The following is a 24458-nucleotide window of genomic DNA, read 5'->3' on the forward strand; positions in this document are numbered from 1 at the left end:
AAAACGATCCCTCTTCAGGATCGTTTTCACAACATTTTATTCTTCGTCTTCTTGTTCATCAAAGAAGGTATTGAGCATCTCTTCCACCATATCCCATTCTTCTTCCGTTTCGATTGGGATTAGTTCGCCTTCTCCGTCTTCATCATTTGGATTGAAAGCATAAGCATGAATCTCAGGACCCTCTTCATCATTTTCCGCTTCCCCTACCTGTTGAAATAAAACATAAGACTTGCCAAAATCTTCTGATTCAAATGTAAAAAGTACCTCACATAATTGTTCGTTACCTTTTTCATCTACTATTGTAATTTGATTTTCTCCGTGTTCCATTAACGTCACCTCATTAATTTTTGCTATCAAGATAGCCTTGTAAAATCATCATTGCAGCCATTTTATCAATGACCTTTTTTCGCTTTTTACGGCTGACATCTGCTTCAAGTAAAACCCGTTCTGCAGCCATTGTGGTTAAACGCTCGTCCCATAAAATCGTTGAAACTGAAAACTGATTCTCAATTTCCTCAGCATATCGTTTACTTGCTTCACCACGCGGGCCAATAGAACCATTCATGTTTTTCGGCAGACCGATGACTACCTGACTAATTTCATACTCTTTTATTAATTGACCAATTTCATCAAAACCAAACTTATTTTTTTCTTCGTCGATTTTGAGGGTTTTGAGGCCCTGTGCAGTCCAGCCAAGTTCGTCGCTTATGGCAATACCAACTGTCTTAGAGCCAACATCTAATCCCATAATCCGCATTGCTTAACCCTCACGTCGTTGTTTTAAATAGGATTTAACCAATTCTTCAATAATTTCGTCCCGCTCAAGCTTTCGAATGATATTCCTAGCGTCTCGATGACGGGGAATATAAGCAGGATCTCCAGACAGTAAGTATCCGACGATTTGATTAATTGGGTTATACCCTTTTTCCTGTAAGGCTTCATAAACTTGAAGAAGAACATCGTTTACATCATGTTCAAAAGGCTCTTCAGGAAAATTGAACCTCATCGTTTTATCAAATGAGCTCATCAAACGCACCTCGCATCTTTGGTAGAGGAGAGATCTACCAATATTACCTATTTTATCTACATTTTACACTACTTTGTCTCATTATCAAATCGATTTCACCCATTCGTCTACGAATCTTAGTGCAGAGTCGAGTTTTTCTGGATCTTTACCACCTGCCTGAGCCATATCTGGACGACCTCCGCCGCCCCCGCCGCATCGTGTTGCAACCTCTTTAATTAATTTACCAGCATGGTATCCCTTATCCATTAAATCCTTCGTCACAGCTGCGATTAAATTGACTTTCCCCTCATTCACACTTCCAAGAAGAATAACAGCTGATCCAATTTTCTGTTTCAAGTCATCTGCCATATTTCGCAGGTTATTCATGTCAGTTGCTTGAACCTTCGCCGCCAAGACCGTGACACCATCGATTTGCTTTGCTTTCGAAACGAGATTCCCTGCTTCAATATTGCCTAATTTAGCTGCAAGTGATTCGTTCTCACGTTGAAGTTGTTTTATTTCAGCCATTAGGGCTTCAATTCTGTTTACCACTTCTTTAGGGTTTGTTTTTAACTTGTCTGCAGCGTCCTTTAATGAACCAACTTGGTCATTTAACAGCTGATAAGCTGATTCACCTGTAACAGCTTCAATTCTCCTTGTACCAGCACCAATACCGCTTTCAGACACAATTTTAAACAGCCCGATAACAGATGTATTCGGTACATGACAGCCGCCGCAAAGCTCTAGGCTGTAATCGCCCACTTTAACCACACGAACGATATCACCGTATTTTTCACCAAAGAGAGCCATCGCACCCATTGCTTTTGCTTCTGCAATTGGCTTTAAACTAATATTCACTTCGATATTCTTCCAAATTTGTTCGTTAACAATCTTCTCAATTTCTTCCAATTCCTCTGGCTTTATTTGACCAAAGTGAGAGAAATCGAAACGGAGACGATCAGGTTCCACGAGTGATCCTGCTTGGTTAACATGCGTTCCCAGTACATCCTTTAATGCTTGATGAAGCAAGTGAGTAGCGGTGTGATTCTTAATAATTTGTACCCGATTTTCCTGATTAACCTCTGCCGTCACTTTAGCGTCTGTCTTTAAAATCCCAGACTCCACGACTGCTTTATGAAGATTTTGACCATTAGGTGCTTTTTGTACATCTTTTACGCTAGCAGCAACACCGTCACCATAAATCATTCCACGGTCAGCAATTTGTCCGCCGCTTTCTGCATAAAATGGTGTTACATCAAGAATAAGCTGGACCTCATCTCCACTAAATGCTTCATCGATTATCTCACCATTTTTAATGATGGCAACAACGCTAGAGTTTGTTTGAAGCTGGTCATAACCAACAAACTCACTTGCTGCTTTAATGTCTCCTAGCACTCCGCCTTGTACCTGCATGCTGCCGACATCATGACGAGCTGCACGGGCACGCTCACGCTGCGATTCCATTTCTGTTTCAAAACCAGCGTGATCCAGCTTCATTCCTTCTTCTTCTGCATACTCCTCTGTTAATTCAACAGGGAAACCATACGTATCATAAAGACGGAAGACATCACTTCCAGAAATGGTATTGCTGCCTTTTTCTTTTTCTTTTTTGATTACATTTCCTAGGATTGATAAACCTTCATGTAAGGTTTCGTGGAAACGCTCTTCTTCGTTTTTAATGACTTTTTGAATAAACTCGGTCTTGTCCTTTACCTCCGGATAGAAGTCATGCATAATTTCTCCTACAACCGGAACTAACTCATACATAAATGGACGGTTAATATTGATTTGCTTTGCATAACGAACGGCCCTGCGAAGTAACCGGCGTAATACATACCCACGTCCTTCATTCGAAGGTAATGCACCGTCTCCAACTGCAAAGGCAACAGTACGAATGTGGTCCGCGATCACTTTAAACGCCGTATCCTTTTCTTTATCCGTGCCATACTTCACGGCAGAAAGCTCTTCTGTTGCCCTGATGATTGGAATAAATAAATCCGTATCAAAGTTTGTAGGAACATTTTGAACCACGGAGGCCATTCTTTCTAGACCCATTCCAGTATCAATGTTTTTCTTTGGCAGTGGTGTATAGGTACCATCCGGGTTATGGTTAAACTGGGAAAACACAAGATTCCACACCTCTAAATAGCGCTCATTTTCACCGCCAGGATATAATTCTGGATCTGTGGGATCATCCCCATACTCCGGACCGCGATCATAGAAAATTTCGGTATTCGGACCACTTGGACCTTCGCCAATGTCCCAGAAGTTTCCTTCAAGACGGATAATACGCTCCTCGGGGATACCGATTTTTTTATTCCACAGGTCAAACGCTTCATGGTCTTCTGGATGAATGGTTACGGAAAGAAGTTCTGGGTCCCAGCCAATCCATTTTTTATGTGTTAAAAATTCCCAAGCCCATTCAATCGCTTCTTCTTTAAAATATTCACCAATGGAAAAGTTTCCAAGCATTTCAAAGAAGGTATGGTGGCGTGCCGTTTTTCCGACATTTTCAATATCGTTGGTACGAATTGATTTTTGCGCATTGGTAATCCTTGGATTATCTGGAATAACGCGCCCGTCGAAATATTTTTTCAAGGTGGCAACACCACTATTGATCCATAATAAAGATGGATCGTCATGTGGAACAAGCGGTGCACTTGGCTCAACAGCATGACCTTTTTCCTGGAAAAAATCTAAAAACATTTTACGAATTTCTGAACCTGTTAGGTATTTCATATTTTACTACCTCCCTCTTATTAAAAAAGAACACAAAAAAGCCCTCATCCCATGGTGAAGTTTCTTTTTGCGGAACTTCACCGGAACAGGGACGAGAGCTCTACTCGCGGTACCACCCTGATTATGAACACAAAAAGACTGTGTTCATCTCTCAATAATTGCCTTAACGCGGCAAAAACGGCAGTGGTTAGCTGCACTCTGGACTAGCTTCTGTTATCCTTCATCTAGAGCTTCTCACAGCCAAGGAAGCTCCTCTCTTAAAGATGGACTACAACATACTAGGGTCCTTCAACATGTTAATCCAAAATATTCTATAAAGGGATTATAGCTACACAAAAAACGTTTGTCAATCCGGAAAAGGCATTATGGTGCGGGTTCCTTTACCTTTTCACGAATGAAATGATTTTTGGCATGAAGAATACTGACCTTCAGCACTACAAGAACAGGGACAGCTAGAATCATGCCAAGTATCCCGCCAATTTCTCCACCCGCCGTTAAGGCAACCATAATCATTAACGGGTGCATATGCAGACTCTTTCCGACTATATAGGGGGACAAGATATTTCCTTCTAAAAATTGCAATCCAAAAACAATGACAATGGTTATGATTACTAATTTAACGGAGCTGGTTGCTGCAATAATGACTGCGGGTACAGCACCTATTACCGGTCCAAAATAAGGGATCACGTTCGTGACTCCAATGATTAGACCTAATAGTAACGGATATTTTAAGTGAAAAATCCAAAATAACAGGGATGAAAGACCGCCGATAATAAGACAGACTAGGAGCTGACCTCTGATGTAGCTTCCAAGCGATTCATCAATATCTCTAAGAAATCGAGTTCCCTTTCTTCGCCATGATTTTGGTGTCAAATACCACACGGCTCTTTTAATCACCGTAAAATCCTTTAACATGTAGAATGCAATAAAAGGGATAATCATGATCGCAAAAGCAAAATTCAAAAAGTTTAATAAAGAATCTACAATAACAGTCAAGAGAGATTCTAATCGCCTTTCAAAACCCATGATTCCCTCATTAATTTGCTCTTGAAGACCATCCGGCCATTCACGTGTATGTGTTTGAAGTTCCTTTATCCAGTTTCGGTATTGTTCAGCAAGGATGGGAGCACTTTCTGCAAGATCCCTGACTTGTGAAATAAATGCAGGTATTCCTTTATAGATACCAAAGCCAATCCCGCCAAAAAAAAGAAAATAGATTAAAAAAATTGCTAGCCCGCGATGTAAGCCTTTTTCATTCAGCTTTTCAACAATTGGATGAAGCAAATATGTGATAAACCCGCCAATAAGAAATGGGAGCAGGATTATCAATGCAGCTTTTAAAATGGGTAACCATACAAACCTAATAATTAAAAAAACGTAAATTGCAATAAGTAAAAGAAGCAAAAATCCGATTCGATAAAACCATTTAATACGAATTTCCACCGATAAACTGCCTCCTTATCATACTTATTCTTAGAGACAGTTATCGGATTTATACACCAAAAATCCCCCTATCATAAGGGGGATAAATTTTTAGAATAAAGCACGCTTTACTTTTCTTGACATTCTTTTCATTTGACGCTCAGACATAAGGTTGTTTCTTTGTGCAAGATTATATGCTGCCATGCCTACCCCAAATGCCACAACGGAAGTCATCACTTTATTCATACGTCTCACCTCTTCTGTAGTTTGACAGTGCTTTTGTTACGTGCTTACTGTCTACCTTCAGTACATAAGTGTTTCCACTTTATATGGTGTAACGACGTTCTTCTTCTTCAAACAAGTCATCTAATGAACTGAGTGTACCATCTTCTTCGACTTGATGGGTATTTATTACGCCTTTGGCTAGAGACAATTCAATAAAACAATTCCAGCAATAGTATTGGTTTATTCCAATTTTCCCGATATCCTTGCTCTGACAATTGGGACACTTAAGCATGAAAAGACACCTCACGTATGATTTACGTCTACGATGATGGCATCCTTTCCGATTGCAGGGGGCTTCTCGGATTGTATAATCTGCTTCCCTTCCGTAATATCTGAAAAGAAACCATCCGTAATTTCGTACCCTACGATTGTGCCCAATTCTTCATGAAAATATACATCCTTAAGCAACCCAAGGGACTCTCCGCTTTTAGAAATAAGCATTTTTCCATTTAAAGAGTGTTGATGGTGAAGGGTATATTCTGGAGTTGTTTTACGTTTTTTGAGGTGATCATCATCTTCAACCATGATCCCATCCCCGCCAAACGATGTTACATCTTGTATGTCCAGAAAATAGGATTGTTTGAAGAAAACGCCTTTTTTAACCATCAGGCCCTTTACGACCCCTTCATTCGTGATACATAAATCCGTGACTTCACCAATTCTAGCCCCAGACTTCGAATCAAAAACTGGCTGACCTTTTAATAACGAAAATGTTCGCAAAGAGTGCCTCACCTCCTGTGAACATTTATAGTTTCACTCACTTACCATAAAATCATAAGGAGAAAGGTTTTCCATTGGGTAGAAATAATGATAACTACCCAATCATAATTTGTGTAGATGAATGAAAGATTAAACAAGTTATTATTTTGCTGTATAAGCGATTAACAAAGAAAAGTAAGATGTAAAAAAATAGGGTAGAACGTTCCTCTGCTTTACATCCTTTTGGTTTAGCCAGTATTATCTAAAGAAGAAATCATTATTTTGGTCATATTAAAAGTAGCGTTTGCTTTGGCAAATATACAAAATGTCACCTGAATTTTGACTTCTCATTTTTGGCGAACTGCTTCAGGAGGTTTTGAAGTGGAACAACACATTGATTATCTTATCGAGCATTTTGGTTACTTCGGCATCATTATCATGTTAATCGGAGGAATTATTGGGCTTCCTATACCTGATGAAGTCCTTTTAACCTATGTTGGCTATAACGTATACCACGGCAAATTATCCTAATCATTTCTCTGATAAGCGCTGTAGTGGGTTCTGCCGCAGGGATTTCTATCAGTTACTACATTGGTTATAGATTTGGATTACCTTTATTAAAAAAGTATGGTCCGAAAATTTACATTACAGAAGAAAAGGTCAATAAGACACATAAATTATTCGAAAAGATTGGGCCTCCACTCATATTGTTCGGTTATTTTATTCCCGGCGTACGGCACCTTACTGCATATGTTGCCACGCTAAATAAGTTCCCTTTTAGAAAATTCGTTGTTTATGCTTACATTGGTGCTATCCTTTGGAGTTATACTTTTATCACATTAGGTAGAGAACTTGGAAAAAGATGGGATGTAGTTGGACTTTATGTATCAAAATACAGCATGTATTTAGTTTTGTTGGTAATTATTATTGCGATATTGGTTTATCTATATTGGAGAAAAAAGCAGAATTAAGAGGCGGAGAAAAATGGCTGCCCACATTATGTGTTGAATAGCGGACTCTTCAAGGTTAATAATTGATCGTCTTTAAGTAAAAAGAATCCCTTTAAACCAAATTTTTTAAATAAAAAAAGAAGCCGTTATTCAAGGATTTCTTTAAAACAGCTTCTAAGACAACTTAAAATTATTTAAAAAACTTAAGAATTGATCCCATTTGCCTTAACGTATTAATTCCGTTTGTAACTTTTCCCACGTGTCCCATCATCGTTCCTAATCCATTAAATTTAGAAGTTGGTGCTTGTTGATTTTGATTTGGAGCAAAAAAACGACGAGGCTGTTGTCCCATATGATTAGGTGGTCCAAACCTTGGCCTAGATCCTGAAGGGAATCGTCTTCTTCCCGGATTGGGAGAAAAAAATGGCATATTTTATTCACCTCCTATTAGTTCTTTCCAAACTAACATATGACTAGTGTTTTTCAATTGATTAGACATTAAGGAAGGTGGTTTAAAAATATGCTAAATACCTACCAACAGCATTACACCAAAATCATAACGAAGGAATGATTAACTTTCAAAATTCCATGTTTGTCCATTTCAGATTTACCATATTTCCATAAAATATATAGATTCTATAAAGAGGTGGTGATACATTATGTCATATGATGGTGGATCTAGAAACAACTTCGTACTAATCGTGGTTCTATTCATTCTTTTAATTATTGTTGGTGCGAGTTTCATGAGCGGGTACTAACCTGTAAAAGGAACACATAACAAAACACACTACTTCTTCTTTAGTGTATAGAAGCGTCAACCGACGCTTCTATTTTCTTTTTTATTTAGTAATCCACATTAGATTTTTTATTACGAAGAAAAAAGAGACCCATGCTGATTTTTGCCTTGTTTAGATTACTTCATACACTATTAATGGGCTGCATCCACACAAGAATACACAACTAATCATAGCTTATCTAAAAGAGTATTAAAGAGAGGAGGAAGAAGTTGTTGGAGGGTATTGATAATAATCAAACACATAAGTCCAATAAAGAAATGGACCCTTTTTCAAGATTAATGTTTGGAAACCGTAAACCCAGGGAAACTTACAAAGAAAGTGAAAATATTTCACAAGAAATCCCGGAACAAAAAGAACAATTATCTTTTGATACCAGATCAACTCTTGATACCAGATCAAATCTTGATACCAGATCAAATCTTGATACCAGATCAAATTTTAATGTTGATGACTGGTTTTTTGGACGTAGAAGAAAGGAATCTGTATCGGGTTATCAAAACTGACGGAAACAGACTCAAAACACTCAGAATAAAATAGAACATTTCATTAACAATGTTGATATTGGACTGCTTATGGAAACCTTTGATACCATAGTTGCAACATCTAAACAATTTAAACCATTAATTAAGAAGCAGCACTTTTTTTAGTAAAATTTTAAAAAAATTTAAAAAATAGTTTCTTTCTTTAATAATTTAGATGTATTGCAGACGTTTTTCAAAAGATAAAAATAAAAGCCCTTTTTAGGGGCTTGGCTTTAACAATCAGCACTTGTCCCATTCAGATTTATTCTGGGTGCATATGATATTATTAAGCCCGCCAGCCTATTTAAATACCTCCGAAGAGGCGTTTGCATGTATTGCAGACGCTTTTTTATTTTTAGAAATTGTTTAAGGAAATCGCTGATTTTTTTCAGACAGGAAGATGTTTGTCCAATCAACCCTTGTCCTAAGAAAATATATATACATAGAGAAGTATTTTCTCAATGAATATTCCAATAAATAGGTGGTGAGAGAATATGTGGGGATCATGTGGATACGGCGGTGGCTACGATGGTGGTGACTACGGCGGTGGTTATGGCGGCAGCAGCTTTGTATTAATCGTTGTATTGTTCATTCTATTGATTATCGTTCTTGCCGTGGTTTAATAAACCAAACGGCAGATTTTGGCTAAGTAAAATCCTATTTAAGCATTGACTGGAGGTGTTATTAATGAGTGAAAGGCATGGACACGAACATAGACACGAACATGGTGACGGTAAGACGTTAGTCGTTGTATTGTTCATTCTACTGATCATTGTAGGAGTTTCTTTTATGAGTGGCTACTAAATTGTACGGAACAAAGGGCAGGTTAAGTTAAACTGCCCTTTGTTATATAGAGAATTCTAAAATGAAAGGAGGGTGAATTAAATGCCATTTTTTGGATTTAGACGAAGAAGGTTTTTCCCCATTGAAATTGAAATCGAAATCGAGAGAAGAAGACGGAGACGGAGACGGAGACGGTTTTTCCCTATTGAAATCGAAATCGAAATCGAGAGAAGAAGACGGTTTGAAATCGAGAGAAGAAGAAGACGCGGATTCTAATTAAGCAAATAATTTAAACAGTGTTTCCATAGGCCTACGGGCCATTTTTTTTATAGAGAAAGAACATCTGTTGTTAAATAAAAAATCCACATTTAATTTTTTGCAAATTGTTTATTGCATGAAACTCCCGTTTTATCCTGTGGATTTATAATTAAATATTCTTTGAATGGAATATTATCTTGTTCATACAGATAAATCTTCCCTTTATCACCATAATAACTCCATCTTTCTCCTTTTTTCTTTTTACAAAATAGCTTATGTTGTAAAATTCTTTAACATTAGCAAATCTCCTTTAAGATTTTATTTACCAATCCTGCCCCGTTTCTTGAATAAGAAAATAATTAGACATTTTTCAGCAGCGCTCGGCTCATTATCTACTGCTTTAATCATATTCCGTAGTTTTAAAGGTGTTTCTTTAAATGATTGAACTAATATATTCAAAATTCCATGTTTGTCCATTTCAGATTTACCATCGTTCCATAATATATATAGATTCTATAAAGAGGTGGTGATACATTATGTCTTACGAAGGCGGATATGATGGTGGATCTAGAAACAACTTCGCACTAATCGTGGTTTTATTCATTCTTTTAATTATTGTTGGTGCGAGTTTCATGAGCGGGTACTAACCTGTAAAAGGATCACATAACAAAACACACTACTTCTTTAGTGTATGAAGCGTCAACCGACGCTTCTATTTTCTTTTTTATTTTATTAATGGGCTGCATCCACACAAGAATACACAACTAATCATAGCTTACCTAACAGAGTATTAAAGAGGGGAGGAAGAAGTTGTTGGAGGGTAATGATCATAATCAAAAACATAAGTCCAATAGAGAAATGGACCCTTTTTCAAGATTAATGTTTGGAAACCGTAAATCAAGAGAAACTTACAAAGAAAGCGAAAATATTTCACAAGAAATTCTGGAACAAAAAGAACAATTATCTTTCGATACCAGATCAAATCTTAATGTTGATGATTGGTTTTTTGGTCGTAGAAGAAAGGAATCTGTATCGGGTCATCAAAACAGACAGAAACAGACTCAAAACACTCAGAATAAAATAGAACATTTCATTAACAATGTTGATATTGGACTGCTTATGGAAACCTTTGATACCATAGTTGCAACATCTAAACAATTTAAACCCTTAATTAAAGAAGCAGCACCTTTTTTTAGTAAAATGTATAAAAAATTTAAAAAGTAGTTTCTTTCTTTAAGAATTGAGTTATTTAGTTATTGGATATGTTAAATTTTTTGTTGATTTTCGACAAGTCGTAGTGCCAAAATCTTAAATTACTTTAATCAGCACTTGTCCCATTCAGATTTATTCTGATTGCATATGCTATTAGTAAGCCCTCCAGCTCTATATATAAACCTCCTAAGAGGCGTTTGCATGTATTGCAGACGCTTTTTATTTTTAGAAATTGTTTAAGGAAATCGCTGATTTTTTTCAAACAAGAAGAAGATGTTCATACAGATAGGTAAGGGTTGTTTAGCACAATAATGACATTTTGCCAATAATCGTGCTTACAGCATTTTTATACTAGTTTTGTTAAGTTTTTTATCCAAAAAAGTAAAAATGAGGTAGTATAAAGAAGAAATAGAATATAACAAAAGACTATTATTGTGTCACAATTGGAGGGGAATTTAATTGGCAAATAAATATTGCCCTATATGCGGGGAAGTTAATGGATGTATGTCTGGTGCTGGAGAACACGGCAATTGTTGGTGTGATATGGAGGAATTCCCTAAAGAAATCTTTGAATTAGTTCCTTTCGAAAATATAAGAATAGATTGCATATGTAAAAAATGTTTAATTAAATTTCAGGAAGAACAAATTTTAGCGTAATTTCCGCACAAATTGCTTTATATCAATAAAAAATAAGTGCCAAATTCATATACAATTTGGCACTCATTTTAAGTTACATTTTAATGTTTACGATAGGTAACAGAACCAGTTAGTTACGCCATTGGGTCCTTTTTTGCCTTGAATATATAAGGTTCTTTCCTGATCTATTTCTTCACCGATCAAATCTAAGCGTTTGTCCAAGACATCGATATCCTTAATCTTCGAATTGCCCAAATGTTTCTTCCTAGCTATTCTTTATGCTCTATATGCTGATTTTTCTACCCTCCTACAAAAAATCATAAGGTGTAATGTTTTCCATGCCAATCATTGGATGAACCTGCATTAACTTTTCCTCAGCCGATAACGTCAGTTCGTCCTCGTGTTCTTCATTGGAATTTTCCACCGAAATCATTTCTTGAAGCTTTAGAGATAAAGTGGTTTGTCTGCTTTGTTCATCAGCTCGTTCAATTCCCATCCTTAATGCTTCTTCTTCACCGCATAGGATCAATGACTGTTTACTCCTTGTAATGGCTGTATAGATGAGATTTCTTCGCAGCATCCGATAATAGCTTCTTGTGATGGGCAGAATGACGATCGGAAATTCACTTCCCTGAGACTTATGTACAGAACAGCAATAAGCATGCGTAATTTGATTTAAATCCTGTCTTGAATATTCGACTTCATTTCCTTCGAAGGAAATGTATACCATATCCTGTTTCTCTGTATTTTCCTTTGCATAAATAATTGAAATAATTTCTCCAATATCACCGTTAAAGACATTACTTTCGGGCTGGTTGACGAGCTGAAGTACTTTATCACCAATACGATATTTTACTTCCCCAAATATAAGTTCCTTACGAGTGCCATCCGGGTTAGGATTAAAAATTTCTTGTAATAATACATTTAATCGGTCAATACCCGCTGGTCCTCTATACATGGGTGCAAGGACTTGAATATCCCTGGCTGAGTATCCTTTACCTTTCGCATTCAAAGCAACCTTTTCAATAACTTGAGGAATTTGAGCAGTTGAACATTTGATAAACGAACGGTCTGGCTGCTTCATGGTTACATTCGGAGGCAAATACCCCTTTTTAATATCATGTGCGAGTTCAATAATCGAAGAACCTTCAGCCTGACGGTAGATATCTGTTAATCTAACCGTAGGAACTACCTCTGATCTCAATAAATCCTTAAGCACTTGACCAGGTCCCACAGACGGCAGCTGATCCTCGTCCCCAACAAGAATTACTTGAATAGTATCAGGCAAGGCTTTAAATAATTGATTTGCCAGCCATATATCAAGCATTGAGGTTTCATCCACAATCAGAATCTTCCCCTCTAGCGGACTAGCCTCACTTTGATCAAATTCTTCCATACCATTAAAGCCAAGTAAACGATGAATCGTTACAGCAGGCAGACCGGTGGATTCACTCATTCTTTTTGCTGCTCTTCCTGTTGGAGCAGCAAGTAAAAAAGGAAAGGGCTCACCCTTTTTATCGTAGTCTTTCGGCTCTAAAGAGCATCCATGCAGTTCCGCATAAAGCTCAACAATTCCTTTTATAACCGTAGTTTTCCCTGTCCCAGGACCACCTGTTAAGATAAGCATTGGAGACATTAAAGCAGTTTGAATCGCTTCCCTTTGCGTAGGGGCATATTGTACCTTTAATCTTTCTTCAAGATTTCCTAACGCTAGCAAAAATTCGGATTCAGGAAATTGTTCGTTATATTCTGTTTGCTTCAAGATTTTGTTTATACTCGTGACAAGTCCTTTTTCTGCAAAATACAAGGATGGCAAATAAACACGCTTTTCCTCACCGACTAATTTCCCTTCTTCTTCTAGCTTTAAGATTTCAGTTGAGATGTCGGTAAATTCAATTTGGTCGCGTTTATTTTCCTCTAACAGATTCTTCACCTGTACAAGCAGGTCTTCGACGTGCACATAAACATGACCAGTCTGCATACTTTCGTTCTCGAGTGTATAAAGGCATGCAGCTTTTATCCGATCGGGATGATTTCCTGATATCCCAAGCTGATAGCCAAGCTCGTCCGCCCGGCCAAATCCAATTCCCTCGATATCCTCTACAAGCTTATAAGGATTCTTTTGGATAATATCCAGGGTTTCATCCTTATAGGTTTGATACATTCTCATTGAAAGCTGCGGACCAAAGCCGTATTGGTTTAAAGCAACCATAACCTGCTCTAAACCTTGGTGCTCCATTAAGGTATCATAGAGCATTTTTGCTTTATCAGGAGGAAGCTTTGGGACAGAATCAAGTAAGGAGGGTTGATTTAGAATTTTTGTAATCGCATTTTCTCCTAGTGTTTCCACAATGTTTTCCGCGGTTTTCTTCCCAATCCCCTTGAACAATTCACTTGATAAATAAGCCGCTACCCCTTGCTTCGTTTGTGGGATATCTTTCCGAAAATGCTTTGTTTGAAATTGCATGCCAAATTTCGGATGATCTTTAAATTCACCAAAGAATATATAGGTTTCATGCTCATGAATTTTTGGGAAATATCCGGTGATAACCGCTTCCTTATCCTCATACTCATGATTCGTCTCTTCCACACGAATTCGTAATACCGTGTAAAGATTTTGCTCGTTATGAAAAATCGTAACAAGATGCTTCCCTTTTACGAACTTACCTTGTTCAGCAAACAAATCAAGCGAGCTTTGTTTATCCATGGGTGCTTCCTCCTTTCTTTATTTTGTGAAGGTTTATTTTGCTGCTTCTATTAATTTTTTCGCATGTCCTGCTAAAAGATGATCAGGTTGGATCTCAAGTGCTTTATTAAACATGTCAATTGCTTTTTTTCCATTCTCTTTAAAGGCATAGGAAACACCTAAATTATAATAGGCATCTGAATGGTTCTCATCTAATTCAATGCATTTTTCTAATTGCACAATCGCCTCATCAATTAATTCTAACTGCGCCAGACATAAACCATATTGAAAACGCGCTTCTACATCGTCTTCATTTAGCTCGACGCTTCTTTGTAAATAAGGAAGTGCAAATTTCCCCTGATCCATTTGTAAAAGGGTTAGTCCCAGCATGAAATAATTATCACTAGAGTGCAGCCCTTTTTTCATAGCCATTTCAAACATTTTTTTGGCTTTTTCAAACTGATCGTTACTAAAATAAATTGTACCAGTACTATAGTAAGCCGCTGCTGCATTTTCATCCAGCTGAATCGCTTTTTCATAAAATTTCAACGCTTTGTCGTCATCGCCGACAGCGGAAAGCACGTTACCAAAATTTATGTAGGCAATTGGGTCGTTGGGGTTTTCTTCAATTACTTCATTAAAGATTTTTGCTGCATCTTCCCATTTGCCTTCTTGCATGTATTGAACACCTAATTGGTTTTTATCCATGTTAAAATCACTCCGTTCTAATTGTAGAGTATAACATTTTTTAGTGAGATTTGGGATATGATTGGGTAGCTTGTTCGGATTGATTTTATGGAATTTTTTTCTAATTGTCCAAAACCTATTGGAAATTGTCCAAAACCCTCTGAATTTTATCCATAACTTATTGAAAATTGTCCAAAATCCAAAAACATCCTTAAAGGAACTATTTTTCAATCAAAAAAACCCTGATTCCAGCAGGAATCAGGGCATTTATTATCCAACATATGTCAATCGTTGCCCATTTTTATAGACTTCATCGATGGTACCGCCGCCGAGACATTCGTCATCATTGTAGAATACTACTGCTTGTCCAGGAGTAACTGCACGAATTGGTTCGTCAAAGATGACTTTGACTTTATTATCTTCTAAAATTTGCACACTTACTTTACTATCTTCCTGACGATAGCGGAATTTAGCGGTACAGCTAAACTCTGCTGGTTTTTCCCGATTTGAAACCCAGCTTACATTATCAGCAATGATGGAGTCGGAATAAAGCTTTTCATTATGAAAACCTTGTCCCACATAAAGGATGTTTCTTTTCAAGTCTTTTCCAATCGCAAACCACGGTTCACCTGAACCACCGATTCCTAAACCATGGCGCTGACCGATGGTATGGTACATCAAGCCTTCATGCTTCCCTTTTACTTCGCCATCCATCGTTTCCATGTTTCCTGGCTGCGCTGGTAAGTATTGGCCAAGGAACTCTTTAAAGTTGCGCTCGCCAATGAAGCAAATACCCGTGCTGTCTTTTTTCGTCGCCGTAGCGAGGTTTGCCTCTTTGGCAATTTCACGCACTCTTGATTTCTCAAGATTACCAATAGGGAACATTACTTTACTTAACTGCTCTTGCGTTAATTGGTTTAAGAAATACGTTTGGTCCTTATTTTCATCTTTACCACGAAGCATTTTATATTCGCCGTCACGGTATTCTACTTGAGCATAGTGGCCTGTTGCTAGATAATCAGCCCCTAAATTTACAGCATGCTCAAGGAAGGCTTTGAATTTTATTTCTTTATTACACATAACGTCTGGGTTCGGCGTCCGTCCAGCCTTATACTCTTCTAGAAAATAAGTAAATACCTTATCCCAATATTGCTTTTCGAAATTAACGGCATAATATGGGATACCAATTTGATTGCAGACACGGATAACGTCGTTATAATCCTCTGTTGCGGTACAAAATCCAGTGTCATCGGTATCATCCCAGTTTTTCATGAAAATCCCGATGACATCATATCCTTGCTGTTTTAACAACAGCGCCGCGACGGAGGAGTCAACGCCTCCTGACATACCGACCACCACTCGTATATCTTTCGGATCCTTCTTTTCCATTTTTTCACCCCTCTTCCCTATAAAAATAAGGTACATTTATTTTTTCAGACGAGAAACAATTCTTGCAATCTCTTCAGCTGTTTTGATGATTTGGTTTTCTGTTGTATTAAAACCAAAGCTAAAACGGATTGAATTGATTAATCGCTCTGATTCTTTACCATACATGGCAACCAGGACGTGTGAAGGTTCAATCGAACCAGCGGTGCAGGCAGATCCACTTGAAACAGCAATTCCAGCTAAATCAAGATTTACCAGCATCGCCTCCACGTTCGTTCCCGGAAAGCTTAAGTTTAATACATGAGGCAATGATTGTTCAAGTAATCCGTTTATGGAAAAGTCTACATTTTTTTCAGTCAAAACCTCTAAAAAGATATTCTTAAATTCTTGATACTTTTCTCGCTTCACTACCCGGTCTTCTGAAGCGATTTTTGCAGCTTCTTGAAAACCAACGATGGCAGCAACATTTTCCGTTCCCGCCCGTCTTTTTCGTTCCTGCTCCCCGCCGTAGGCACGAGGTACCAATTTAACCTTGTCACGCACATAAAGAAAACCCGTTCCTTTTGGTCCATTGACTTTATGAGCGGAAACAGATAATAGATCCACTTGGAGTTCATCCACGTTGATTTCTTCGATTCCATAGGCTTGAACAGCGTCGCTGTGAAACAGAGCCTGATGAGATTTTAACAGCTCGCCAATCTCCTTAATAGGCTGGATGGCTCCCACTTCATTATTCCCGTACATAATAGAAACCAAGATGGTATCTTCCCTTAATTCCCTTTGAAGATCTTCAACTGAAATTCTACCTGTTTGATCCACCTGTAAATAGGTTACATCATAGCCCATTTTTTCTAATCGTTGACATGCATGCAGGACAGCATGGTGTTCAACCTCAGTTGTTATTATGTGTTTGCCTTTATCCTGATAGTTTTCAGCCACACCAAATAATGCCATATTATCGGATTCCGTACCGCCGCTTGTAAATATAATCTCATTTTCCCTTGCACCAATACTCTTAGCCAGCGTTTCTCGTGCTAAGTCAATATAGTGACGTGCTTCCCTGCCAAAAGAATGAATACTCGATGGATTACCAAAGTTCGTATTCATAATCTCCATCATTTTTTCAATTACCTGGGGGTGCATCGGAGTTGTCGCAGCATGGTCAAGATAGATTCGTTCCATCATTACACCTTCATTCAAAATAATTCTCTTTTCTACTGTTAACATTAAAAAAGGCTCTTTTCTTTACCAGTATTGCTTTATGGAACAAAATTTATAAGAAAAGAGACTGCAAACAAAATTCATAAGCACAAAATAGCTTTTTCCGCGTTAAAATCGGCTTTAAGATTTTAACAACAATCTTCAGGAAAACAGCCTAAATGTAAAACATATAACCGTCGACTTCCGCATCATCACTATGACTTGCAAGATCTTCGAGAGTAGTATGATCGAGAACAGACTTTATGGCATCGCGGATACGAATCCAAAGCTCCCGTTGAGCTTGTCCTTCATCCTCAATCCCTTCAACCAAAGTTATGGGTCCTTCTAGTACACGTATGACATCACCGGCAGTAATTTTTGAAGGTGAATTTGCTAATATATATCCACCATAAGCACCTCTTATACTTTTAACCAATCCTGCGTTTCTTAGGGGAGCTATTAATTGTTCAAGATAATGTTCGGATAAGTCGTTGGCTTGGGCGATCGATTTTAGGGATGTTGGCCCCTCCCCTTGATTTTTTGCCAGTTCAATCATAATCGTTAAACCATACCGGCCTTTAGTAGAAATTCTCATTTTTTATGCACCTCTATTTATATTTTATATCTTTAAATTCTAAGTAATTTGATAGGCATTAGCTATTATATCATATTGTACTTTAATATGCTTTTTCGCGAAAAAATGGTAGAGTTATACCATAAGTTTATATTTAGTTGGAGAGATGATGATGCAGCAAAAGCCACTAGCATTTCGAATGCGGCCTAGAACAATTGAAGAAGTCGTTGGACAGCAGCACCTAGTGGCCGATGATAAGATTATTGCCAGAATGGTGAAAGCTAAACAGCTGACATCGATGATTTTATATGGACCGCCTGGTATTGGTAAAACATCCATAGCCAGTGCGATTGCCGGAAGTACAAAATATGCCTTTCGAACACTTAACGCTGTCACAAGTAATAAGAAAGACATGGAAATCGTTGCTGCGGAGGCGAAAATGTCTGGGAAAGTGATTCTGCTCCTTGATGAAGTCCATCGCCTCGATAAAGGTAAACAAGATTTCCTATTACCTTTTTTAGAAAATGGAATGATCACGCTCATTGGTGCAACAACAAGTAACCCGTATCATGCCATTAATCCTGCTATCCGCAGCAGGTGTCAAATTTTCGAACTAAAGCCGTTAACTCCAGATGAAATTAAGCATGCTCTAACCCGTGCCATTGAAGATGAAGAACGTGGGTTTGGAAATCTGAAAATCAATATTTCGGAAGAAGCATTAATTCATTTTGCTACAGCTTCAAATGGAGACGTTCGTAGTTCTTTAAATGCACTTGAACTTGCTGTTCTTTCAACCGACAAAGATGAGGAAGAAGTTATCCATATTGAAATAAAAACAGCAGAAGAATGCATGCAGAAAAAAAGCTTTGGTTCAGATAAAGATGGTGATGGGCATTATGATGTATTATCTGCCTTTCAAAAATCGATACGCGGCAGCGATGTGAATGCTGCACTCCATTATCTAGGAAGATTAATTGAAGCTGGAGACCTTCAAAGCATTAGCAGACGGTTACTCGTGATTGCCTACGAGGATATAGGTCTAGCCAGCCCGCAGGCAGGTGCTAGAACGCTGGCAGCGATTGAAACCGCAGAAAGAATTGGTTTTCCTGAAGCAAGGATTCCGCTGGCAAACGCTGTGATTGAGCTTTGTTTGTCACCCAAATCCAATTCAGCGGTCATCGCAATAGGTGAGGCAATTGCTGATATCCAAAAGGGGATCATTGGTGAGGTACCCGATCATTTACGTGATGCTCATTACAAAGGCGCAAAAGAGCTTGGCAGAGGAATCGGCTATTTATACCCGCATGATTATGAATCAGGCTGGGTTCCACAGCAGTATTTGCCGAACAAATTGAAGAACAAACAATATTACAAGCCAAAGAAAACAGGTAAATTTGAACAGGCACTTGCTGTCGTTTACGAAAAACTTATTCGCAAAAAATAACCTTTGGGAGGGGTCCCAAAGGTTATTTTTATGCGTCAATATCTCTTTTATTAAAGACGTAGAACGCCAAAAACTGAAAGATCACGTAGTAAATAATTAACACGATAATCGAGAATGACATCGTCATCCCCTCTAACAGCGGGGCTCCCTCAATATATTGCATTAAATTCGTATTCGCAAATAAAATATATTTTGCCCAATCAAACTTCATTGACAATAGTGCAGTGAATTGTCCCCCGGTAAACATTAAAAACAACGATAACCCAATCGCCAGTGAACTATTTCGGAAGACAGATGAAATCATAAATGCCATAGTAGTCAGCATAATCATTTCAATCGACCCTAGACCATAGTAAACGAGCAGGTGGAGTACAATGTGCTGCTCGGTCACTTTCCCATTTAAATAATTCAAATAAGGCAGTGTTTGGTCTGGCAATCCAAATAGCATTGCCCCAAGCAATGCGGAAAAGCCAAATAAAAGCCCTACCATGATCAAAGCAAACAATAATACGGTTAAGTACTTTGATAATAATATCTTGCTTCGATTAATTGGACGGATGAGCAGCAGCTTAATCGTCCCCCAATTAAATTCACTGGCAACAATTCCTGCTGAAATGACAATCGTAAATAGTCCTGCGAGTAAAATAAGCTCAGAATTGTCCTTTACAAAGGACCAGATATTATACTTTTCTCTAAAGGGAATATCATTCTCTATTCGATATTCATTGATTGCAATTTGTTTTTTATAGTAATCCTGCTCCGTTTTAAAGGAACTTGATTCTAACTGTTTTTTCAACGCTTCATTTTCCTGCTGAAGTACCGGCTTCCAGTTTTCCGTCACATTAGGCTCTTCTTCGACCAAATTATACTTCATAAAAACGCCCGTTACCGAAATAATTCTGTACCAGGTCTTCTGAAAATCTTCATTAATTCATTCCGAATCAAGTTAATCATGGTCAGACGCCCCCTTATCTGACGTCACTTCAAGGAAGCGGTCTTCTAATGTTTTGGAAACTTCTTTAATGCCAAACACTTGAATATCCTCTTCCACGAACAGTTTAACCATTTCAGGTACTTCTTTTTTAGGAAGTTCCAACGTTATACCATTTCGTGAATGGGTTACTGGGACATTCGGAAAGGTTGCACGGACAAGGTCTAACGCCTTTTCACTTGGTATCGCGTCAAATTCAAAACTTGCAGTATTACTATGCACGAATTCTTGTACCATTTGGACATCAATGAGACGCCCATTTTGAATAATTCCAATTCGGTCACACATCATTTCCATTTCTGAAAGGATGTGGCTGGAGACAATCACGGCCATCCCCTTTTCCCTTGCCAAGAGACGGATATAATCACGTATTTCTCTTATCCCTGCAGGGTCCAGGCCATTTGTGGGCTCATCCAAAATTAACACTTTGGGATCATGTAAAAGACATTGAGCCAAACCCAATCTTTGCCGCATTCCTAGGGAGTAGGTTTTTACTTTATCGTGGATCCGGTCAGATAATCCCACAAGTTTAACTGTCTCATCAATTTTTTCCTTTGATATCCCTCTTACCATCCGCGCGTAGTGGACTAGGTTTTGATAGCCGCTTAGAAATTTGTACATTTCCGGATTTTCAACAATGGCACCGACATGTCTAACAGCGTCTTCGAACTTGGTTTTGATGCTCGCACCGCCGATTGTAATGTCTCCTGATGTAATACTCATAAGACCAACAATCATTCGAATGGTAGTCGTTTTACCAGCTCCATTTGGGCCTAAAAATCCAAAGACTTCCCCTTTATTTACGTTGAAACTAATGTTATCTATAATGGTTCTGCCTTTTATTACTTTTGTTAAATCCTTGATAACGACGATAGATTCCAAGAAAACTCCCCCTCTCTCTTAACAAGTGTAACTTATACTAGATAAAATTTACCAATTTCACATAAAAAAATACCCCTGAACATTTTGATTCAGGGGTATCGCTTATTTTTCATCCGATACACGATGGATTTTGATATCCTTAAGTAATTCTCGAACTACATAGCTTGCCATGATCAACCCGCAGGCAGATGGGACGAAGGCATTTGAAGCAGGGGGCATTTGTCCCTTACGAGTCGGTGCGTTCTCATTCCCAACCTCTTTCTTGATATCCTCACGAATGACAATTGGGCTCTCATCTGAAAAAACCACTGGAATACCTTTGTGAATTCTTTCCTTACGAAGCTTTGTACGGATTACCTTCGCGATTGGATCGGTATGTGTTTTGGAAATATCCACAATTTTAAAGCGAGTTGGGTCCATTTTATTAGCCGCACCCATGCTGGAGATAATCGGAATATTCCTTTTTAAGCATTCTTTCATGAGATGAATTTTGTAAATAATCGTATCCGAAGCATCAATCACAAAATCCAATCCATATTTAAAAAACTCTTCATACGTCTCTTCGGTATAAAACATTTTTAGGGCAATGACTTCACAATCAGGATTGATATCTTTAATACGTTCTTTCATTAGGTCTGCTTTCGGCTGACCAACCGTAGAAAGAAGAGCAATAAGCTGACGGTTAACATTGGTAATATCAACAACGTCTTTATCAACTAATACTAAACGGCCAACTCCGGAGCGTGCAAGCGCTTCAGCAGCAAATGTTCCGACACCGCCAATTCCTAACACAGCAACCGTAGCGTTTTTCATTATATCCAGGCCTTCTTTGCCAAATGCAAGTTCATTACGAGAAAATTGATGCAGCATGTGAATCCTCCAAAAATTAAATTCGATTTACTATTATCTTTTACCCTAAAAAAATATAACATACTCTTGTATTAATTCAAGTATTTCTATGGGAATTAAAATGCCAAAGAGGGATTGTTGCCCCTATTTCTTCAGCTCCAGATTATCGGCACAATTATTTTAGGGGGGATTCTTCCCCTATTTCTCTAACTCCACATTTATCGGCACAATCATGAGGGGGATTCTTCCCCTATTTCTCCAACTTCACATTTATCGGCACAATCATCCGGGGATTCTTCCCCTAATCTGTCAACTCCCCATTTACGGGCACAATCTCATTTCATTCTAAAAACTAAAAAATAAAAATAGCCCCCTGCATTGCAGGAGACTATTTTTATAAGGGTCCCAATGGTGCCGTCGCGCTTAGTTCCTTCTTTTGATCCCGCCACTCTCGCAGGTGGGTGTCTTGTTCCAAGTTTTTGTAAGTCCCTTTAACCGTATAGGTTGAGGCTTTTACGCGGTTTGAAAACTGCAGACTCCCGAAGAAATAATGTTGGTCAAAAGTTAGGTAATACAACGAACATTTCAGGACACTTATTGGATTGCCTTTATAATATCATATAATGAAAAACCAATCAAGATATTATGAAAGCGTTTCATTCGTTTTATTATTAACATTTAGTGACAAATGAAGTTCTTTTAATTGTGCCTCGGAAACTCCACCAGGTGCATCTGTTAATAAGTCGCTTGCACTTGCGGTTTTTGGAAAAGCAATCGTGTCACGCAGGTTCGTGCTGCCTGCTAGCAGCATAACCAAACGGTCTAAGCCTAGCGCAATTCCACCATGCGGCGGTGTACCGTACTCAAAAGCATTTAACAAGAACCCAAACTGTTCCTGGGCTTCTTCTGGTGTAAAGCCGAGAACGCTAAACATTTTTTCCTGAACAGAACGTTCAAAAATTCTTAAACTACCGCCTCCAAGCTCATAGCCATTCAATACAAGGTCATACGCCTGCGCCCGGACTCTGCCAGGATCTGTATCTAGGTAAGGCAGGTCTTCTCTTACTGGCATCGTAAATGGATGATGGGCAGCATAATAACGACCTTCTTCTTCCCCATACTCAAGCAATGGCCAATCGGTAATCCATAAGAAATTGAACTTGCTTTGATCGATTAATCCTAATTCTTTCCCTAGCTTTAAACGCAATGCTCCTAAGGCGTCAGCAACCACATTTTTCTTGTCAGCTACAAATAGGAGTAAGTCCCCTTCATTCGCATTGAGTACAGTTCTTAAAGCATTCGCGTCTTCACCTGCAAAGAATTTAGCAATCGGACCTTTTAATCCTTCTGCGTCTACCTTCAGCCATGCAAGACCTTTCGCCCCATAAACGCTCACAAATTCAGTTAGCGCATCAATATCTTTACGAGAATATTTTTCAGCAGCGCCTACTACATTAATCCCTTTTACTTGACCGCCATTTGCAACCGCTGCGGCAAATACTTTAAATCCTGAATCCCTAACCACTTCAGAAAGGTCTACCAACTCAAGACCAAAACGAGTATCAGGCTTATCAGAGCCAAAGCGATTCATTGCATCGTCATACGTCATTCGTGGGAATGGAGCAGGAATTTCAAGCCCTTTAACTTCCTTCATCAACCCCGTCATCATTTTTTCCATTAAGCCCAAGATATCCTCCTGACCAAGGAAACTTGTTTCAATATCAATTTGAGTAAATTCTGGCTGACGATCTGCCCGTAAATCTTCATCACGGAAACAGCGGGCGATTTGATAATAACGCTCAATGCCGCCAAGCATTAAGAGCTGCTTGAATAACTGTGGTGATTGCGGCAGGGCATAGAACTCACCTGGATGTACACGGCTTGGAACGAGATAGTCACGTGCTCCTTCTGGTGTGCTTTTTGTTAAGATTGGTGTTTCAATATCTAAAAACCCTTCGGAATCAAGGAAATTTCTGATTTGCTTTGTTACTTGATGACGCATTTTTAATGTTTCAAAAATTACCGGACGACGGAAGTCTAAGTAACGATATTTAAGGCGAATATCTTCCGACGCATCCGTCTTATCTGAAATCACAAATGGAGGTGTTTTCGCTTCGTTTATAATCGTTACGGAATCAGCTTGAACTTCAATTTTCCCTGTTTTTAAATTAGAGTTAATCGTTCCCTCTTCACGGGCAATAACGGTACCTTGAATATCTAGTACATACTCGTTTCGGATCTTCTCGGCCGTTTCAAGTGCTTCTTTTGATACATCAGGATTGAAAACAACCTGGACAAGACCTGAGCGGTCGCGTAAATCGATAAAGATTAGTCCGCCTAAGTCTCGGCGCTTTGCAACCCAGCCTTTTAGTGTAACTTTTTCACCAATGGCTGACTCAGGTACATCGCCACAAAAATACGTTCTTCCGTACATGAAGATCCTCTCCTCTA

At 38.5% G+C, this 24458-nt stretch carries 27 protein-coding genes, 1 other RNA gene, 2 pseudogenes and 1 other annotated feature; of the genes and pseudogenes, 10 read left to right on the forward strand and 20 right to left on the reverse strand.

Features of this window, described 5'->3' with window-relative positions; all coding sequences use genetic code 11:
- Positions 1 to 36: 36 nt before the first annotated feature.
- The 8 genes from V7108_RS13295 to V7108_RS13330 form a co-directional block, all read right to left on the reverse strand.
- A complete protein-coding gene (locus V7108_RS13295) occupies positions 37 to 327 on the reverse strand; it encodes a DUF1292 domain-containing protein (protein WP_335509836.1) in 291 nt (96 codons plus the stop codon).
- A gap of 13 nt (positions 328 to 340) precedes the next feature.
- Positions 341 to 757 carry a Holliday junction resolvase RuvX gene (gene ruvX, locus V7108_RS13300; protein WP_335509838.1) on the reverse strand — a complete coding sequence of 139 codons (417 nt, stop codon included), beginning with the start codon at positions 755 to 757 and terminating at the stop codon, positions 341 to 343.
- Positions 758 to 760: 3 nt separating this feature from the next.
- The gene (locus tag V7108_RS13305) at positions 761 to 1027 is read right to left on the reverse strand and encodes an IreB family regulatory phosphoprotein (protein ID WP_045517822.1); all 267 of its coding nucleotides are present in this window, start codon (positions 1025 to 1027) and stop codon (positions 761 to 763) included.
- Positions 1028 to 1111: 84 nt separating this feature from the next.
- Positions 1112 to 3745, reverse strand: a complete 2634-nt coding sequence (alaS, locus tag V7108_RS13310) for an alanine--tRNA ligase (protein WP_335568495.1) — start codon at positions 3743 to 3745, stop codon at positions 1112 to 1114.
- An 84-nt stretch (positions 3746 to 3829) separates the two neighbouring features.
- Positions 3830 to 4046: a binding site (T-box leader), on the reverse strand.
- A gap of 62 nt (positions 4047 to 4108) precedes the next feature.
- Complete coding sequence (locus V7108_RS13315) at positions 4109 to 5188, reverse strand: AI-2E family transporter (RefSeq protein WP_335568496.1); 1080 nt, start codon at positions 5186 to 5188, stop codon at positions 4109 to 4111.
- A 90-nt stretch (positions 5189 to 5278) separates the two neighbouring features.
- Positions 5279 to 5413, reverse strand: a complete 135-nt coding sequence (locus tag V7108_RS13320) for a YrzQ family protein (RefSeq protein WP_335509846.1) — start codon at positions 5411 to 5413, stop codon at positions 5279 to 5281.
- A 79-nt stretch (positions 5414 to 5492) separates the two neighbouring features.
- Positions 5493 to 5684 carry a hypothetical protein gene (locus tag V7108_RS13325; RefSeq protein ID WP_289343267.1) on the reverse strand — a complete coding sequence of 64 codons (192 nt, stop codon included), beginning with the start codon at positions 5682 to 5684 and terminating at the stop codon, positions 5493 to 5495.
- Between the two features lie 11 nt (positions 5685 to 5695).
- Positions 5696 to 6172, reverse strand: coding sequence for a PRC-barrel domain-containing protein (locus tag V7108_RS13330; RefSeq protein WP_335568497.1), 477 nt, complete (start codon positions 6170 to 6172; stop codon positions 5696 to 5698).
- Positions 6173 to 6532: 360 nt separating this feature from the next.
- Between V7108_RS13330 and V7108_RS13335 the strand changes: the two are divergent.
- Positions 6533 to 7122, forward strand: a pseudogene (locus V7108_RS13335) (DedA family protein).
- Between the two features lie 169 nt (positions 7123 to 7291).
- Here the strand turns inward: V7108_RS13335 and V7108_RS13340 are convergent.
- On the reverse strand, positions 7292 to 7531 hold the full coding sequence (locus V7108_RS13340; protein ID WP_335509854.1) for a hypothetical protein: 240 nt from the start codon (positions 7529 to 7531) through the stop codon (positions 7292 to 7294).
- Positions 7532 to 7760: 229 nt separating this feature from the next.
- Here V7108_RS13340 and V7108_RS13345 point away from each other — a divergent pair, with 229 nt between their 5' ends.
- From V7108_RS13345 to V7108_RS13380, 8 genes are all read left to right on the forward strand, one after another.
- Positions 7761 to 7859 carry a YjcZ family sporulation protein gene (locus V7108_RS13345; RefSeq protein ID WP_335568498.1) on the forward strand — a complete coding sequence of 33 codons (99 nt, stop codon included), beginning with the start codon at positions 7761 to 7763 and terminating at the stop codon, positions 7857 to 7859.
- A 251-nt stretch (positions 7860 to 8110) separates the two neighbouring features.
- Positions 8111 to 8401 carry a hypothetical protein gene (locus V7108_RS13350; RefSeq protein WP_335568499.1) on the forward strand — a complete coding sequence of 97 codons (291 nt, stop codon included), beginning with the start codon at positions 8111 to 8113 and terminating at the stop codon, positions 8399 to 8401.
- Positions 8402 to 8913: 512 nt separating this feature from the next.
- Positions 8914 to 9042 (forward strand): YjcZ family sporulation protein, encoded by a 129-nt coding sequence (locus V7108_RS13355; protein WP_335568500.1) that lies wholly within the window; start codon positions 8914 to 8916, stop codon positions 9040 to 9042.
- Between the two features lie 64 nt (positions 9043 to 9106).
- Positions 9107 to 9223 carry a YjcZ family sporulation protein gene (locus V7108_RS13360; protein ID WP_335510463.1) on the forward strand — a complete coding sequence of 39 codons (117 nt, stop codon included), beginning with the start codon at positions 9107 to 9109 and terminating at the stop codon, positions 9221 to 9223.
- A gap of 81 nt (positions 9224 to 9304) precedes the next feature.
- The gene (locus V7108_RS13365; protein WP_335568501.1) at positions 9305 to 9478 is read left to right on the forward strand and encodes a hypothetical protein; all 174 of its coding nucleotides are present in this window, start codon (positions 9305 to 9307) and stop codon (positions 9476 to 9478) included.
- 518 nt (positions 9479 to 9996) lie between these two features.
- Positions 9997 to 10107 carry a YjcZ family sporulation protein gene (locus V7108_RS13370; protein ID WP_335510461.1) on the forward strand — a complete coding sequence of 37 codons (111 nt, stop codon included), beginning with the start codon at positions 9997 to 9999 and terminating at the stop codon, positions 10105 to 10107.
- A 166-nt stretch (positions 10108 to 10273) separates the two neighbouring features.
- Positions 10274 to 10684, forward strand: a complete 411-nt coding sequence (locus V7108_RS13375) for a hypothetical protein (RefSeq protein ID WP_335568502.1) — start codon at positions 10274 to 10276, stop codon at positions 10682 to 10684.
- A 447-nt stretch (positions 10685 to 11131) separates the two neighbouring features.
- Complete coding sequence (locus V7108_RS13380) at positions 11132 to 11329, forward strand: cysteine-rich CWC family protein (RefSeq protein WP_335510455.1); 198 nt, start codon at positions 11132 to 11134, stop codon at positions 11327 to 11329.
- 87 nt (positions 11330 to 11416) lie between these two features.
- Here V7108_RS13380 and V7108_RS13385 read toward each other — a convergent pair whose 3' ends face one another.
- From V7108_RS13385 to cymR, 6 genes are all read right to left on the reverse strand, one after another.
- Positions 11417 to 11563, reverse strand: a complete 147-nt coding sequence (locus V7108_RS13385) for a hypothetical protein (RefSeq protein ID WP_335510453.1) — start codon at positions 11561 to 11563, stop codon at positions 11417 to 11419.
- A 52-nt stretch (positions 11564 to 11615) separates the two neighbouring features.
- Complete coding sequence (recD2, locus tag V7108_RS13390; RefSeq protein WP_335510451.1) at positions 11616 to 14015, reverse strand: SF1B family DNA helicase RecD2; 2400 nt, start codon at positions 14013 to 14015, stop codon at positions 11616 to 11618.
- Between the two features lie 33 nt (positions 14016 to 14048).
- Entirely contained in the window at positions 14049 to 14702 is a 654-nt protein-coding gene (locus tag V7108_RS13395) for a tetratricopeptide repeat protein (RefSeq protein ID WP_335568503.1), read from the reverse strand.
- 249 nt (positions 14703 to 14951) lie between these two features.
- Positions 14952 to 16070: a tRNA 2-thiouridine(34) synthase MnmA gene (gene mnmA, locus V7108_RS13400; protein ID WP_335510447.1), complete on the reverse strand. Its 1119-nt coding sequence runs from the start codon at positions 16068 to 16070 to the stop codon at positions 14952 to 14954.
- Positions 16071 to 16106: 36 nt separating this feature from the next.
- The gene (locus V7108_RS13405; protein ID WP_335568526.1) at positions 16107 to 17249 is read right to left on the reverse strand and encodes a cysteine desulfurase family protein; all 1143 of its coding nucleotides are present in this window, start codon (positions 17247 to 17249) and stop codon (positions 16107 to 16109) included.
- A gap of 193 nt (positions 17250 to 17442) precedes the next feature.
- On the reverse strand, positions 17443 to 17862 hold the full coding sequence (gene cymR / locus V7108_RS13410; RefSeq protein ID WP_335568504.1) for a cysteine metabolism transcriptional regulator CymR: 420 nt from the start codon (positions 17860 to 17862) through the stop codon (positions 17443 to 17445).
- Between the two features lie 151 nt (positions 17863 to 18013).
- Here cymR and V7108_RS13415 point away from each other — a divergent pair, with 151 nt between their 5' ends.
- A complete protein-coding gene (locus V7108_RS13415) occupies positions 18014 to 19285 on the forward strand; it encodes a replication-associated recombination protein A (protein WP_335511908.1) in 1272 nt (423 codons plus the stop codon).
- Positions 19286 to 19313: 28 nt separating this feature from the next.
- Here the strand turns inward: V7108_RS13415 and V7108_RS13420 are convergent.
- The 5 genes and pseudogenes from V7108_RS13420 to aspS all read right to left on the reverse strand — a co-directional run bounded on the left by V7108_RS13420 (position 19314) and on the right by aspS (position 24441).
- A pseudogene (locus V7108_RS13420) lies at positions 19314 to 20239 on the reverse strand (ABC transporter permease).
- Positions 20232 to 21158 (reverse strand): ABC transporter ATP-binding protein, encoded by a 927-nt coding sequence (locus V7108_RS13425; RefSeq protein WP_335568505.1) that lies wholly within the window; start codon positions 21156 to 21158, stop codon positions 20232 to 20234. Before V7108_RS13425 ends, V7108_RS13420 begins: the two are co-directional and overlap by 8 nt.
- A gap of 102 nt (positions 21159 to 21260) precedes the next feature.
- A complete protein-coding gene (locus tag V7108_RS13430; RefSeq protein WP_335511914.1) occupies positions 21261 to 22028 on the reverse strand; it encodes a tRNA threonylcarbamoyladenosine dehydratase in 768 nt (255 codons plus the stop codon).
- A 377-nt stretch (positions 22029 to 22405) separates the two neighbouring features.
- Positions 22406 to 22602, reverse strand: a non-coding RNA gene (gene ssrS, locus V7108_RS13435) — 6S RNA.
- Positions 22603 to 22650: 48 nt separating this feature from the next.
- Entirely contained in the window at positions 22651 to 24441 is a 1791-nt protein-coding gene (gene aspS, locus V7108_RS13440) for an aspartate--tRNA ligase (protein ID WP_335568506.1), read from the reverse strand.
- Positions 24442 to 24458 lie beyond the last annotated feature (17 nt).

It is taken from the genome of Neobacillus vireti, from assembly GCF_036962345.1.
Classification (GTDB): Bacteria; Bacillota; Bacilli; order Bacillales; family Cytobacillaceae; genus Neobacillus; species Neobacillus vireti_A.

Excerpts from the sequence above, each read along its gene's own strand:
- V7108_RS13295 (WP_335509836.1), bottom strand. The coding sequence starts at position 327 with ATGGAACACGGAGAAAATCAAATTACAATAGTAGATGAAAAAGGTAAC.
- cymR (WP_335568504.1), bottom strand. The coding sequence starts at position 17,862 with ATGAGAATTTCTACTAAAGGCCGGTATGGTTTAACGATTATGATTGAA.
- recD2 (WP_335510451.1), bottom strand. The coding sequence starts at position 14,015 with ATGGATAAACAAAGCTCGCTTGATTTGTTTGCTGAACAAGGTAAGTTC.
- V7108_RS13395 (WP_335568503.1), bottom strand. The coding sequence starts at position 14,702 with ATGGATAAAAACCAATTAGGTGTTCAATACATGCAAGAAGGCAAATGG.
- V7108_RS13305 (WP_045517822.1), bottom strand. The coding sequence starts at position 1,027 with ATGAGCTCATTTGATAAAACGATGAGGTTCAATTTTCCTGAAGAGCCT.
- V7108_RS13365 (WP_335568501.1), top strand. The coding sequence starts at position 9,305 with ATGCCATTTTTTGGATTTAGACGAAGAAGGTTTTTCCCCATTGAAATT.
- V7108_RS13355 (WP_335568500.1), top strand. The coding sequence starts at position 8,914 with ATGTGGGGATCATGTGGATACGGCGGTGGCTACGATGGTGGTGACTAC.
- alaS (WP_335568495.1), bottom strand. The coding sequence starts at position 3,745 with ATGAAATACCTAACAGGTTCAGAAATTCGTAAAATGTTTTTAGATTTT.
- V7108_RS13430 (WP_335511914.1), bottom strand. The coding sequence starts at position 22,028 with ATGCTGCATCAATTTTCTCGTAATGAACTTGCATTTGGCAAAGAAGGC.
- ruvX (WP_335509838.1), bottom strand. The coding sequence starts at position 757 with ATGCGGATTATGGGATTAGATGTTGGCTCTAAGACAGTTGGTATTGCC.
- V7108_RS13370 (WP_335510461.1), top strand. The coding sequence starts at position 9,997 with ATGTCTTACGAAGGCGGATATGATGGTGGATCTAGAAACAACTTCGCA.
- V7108_RS13405 (WP_335568526.1), bottom strand. The coding sequence starts at position 17,249 with ATGGAACGAATCTATCTTGACCATGCTGCGACAACTCCGATGCACCCC.
- V7108_RS13360 (WP_335510463.1), top strand. The coding sequence starts at position 9,107 with ATGAGTGAAAGGCATGGACACGAACATAGACACGAACATGGTGACGGT.
- aspS (WP_335568506.1), bottom strand. The coding sequence starts at position 24,441 with ATGTACGGAAGAACGTATTTTTGTGGCGATGTACCTGAGTCAGCCATT.
- V7108_RS13345 (WP_335568498.1), top strand. The coding sequence starts at position 7,761 with ATGTCATATGATGGTGGATCTAGAAACAACTTCGTACTAATCGTGGTT.
- V7108_RS13340 (WP_335509854.1), bottom strand. The coding sequence starts at position 7,531 with ATGCCATTTTTTTCTCCCAATCCGGGAAGAAGACGATTCCCTTCAGGA.
- mnmA (WP_335510447.1), bottom strand. The coding sequence starts at position 16,070 with ATGGAAAAGAAGGATCCGAAAGATATACGAGTGGTGGTCGGTATGTCA.
- V7108_RS13325 (WP_289343267.1), bottom strand. The coding sequence starts at position 5,684 with ATGCTTAAGTGTCCCAATTGTCAGAGCAAGGATATCGGGAAAATTGGA.
- V7108_RS13320 (WP_335509846.1), bottom strand. The coding sequence starts at position 5,413 with ATGAATAAAGTGATGACTTCCGTTGTGGCATTTGGGGTAGGCATGGCA.
- V7108_RS13415 (WP_335511908.1), top strand. The coding sequence starts at position 18,014 with ATGCAGCAAAAGCCACTAGCATTTCGAATGCGGCCTAGAACAATTGAA.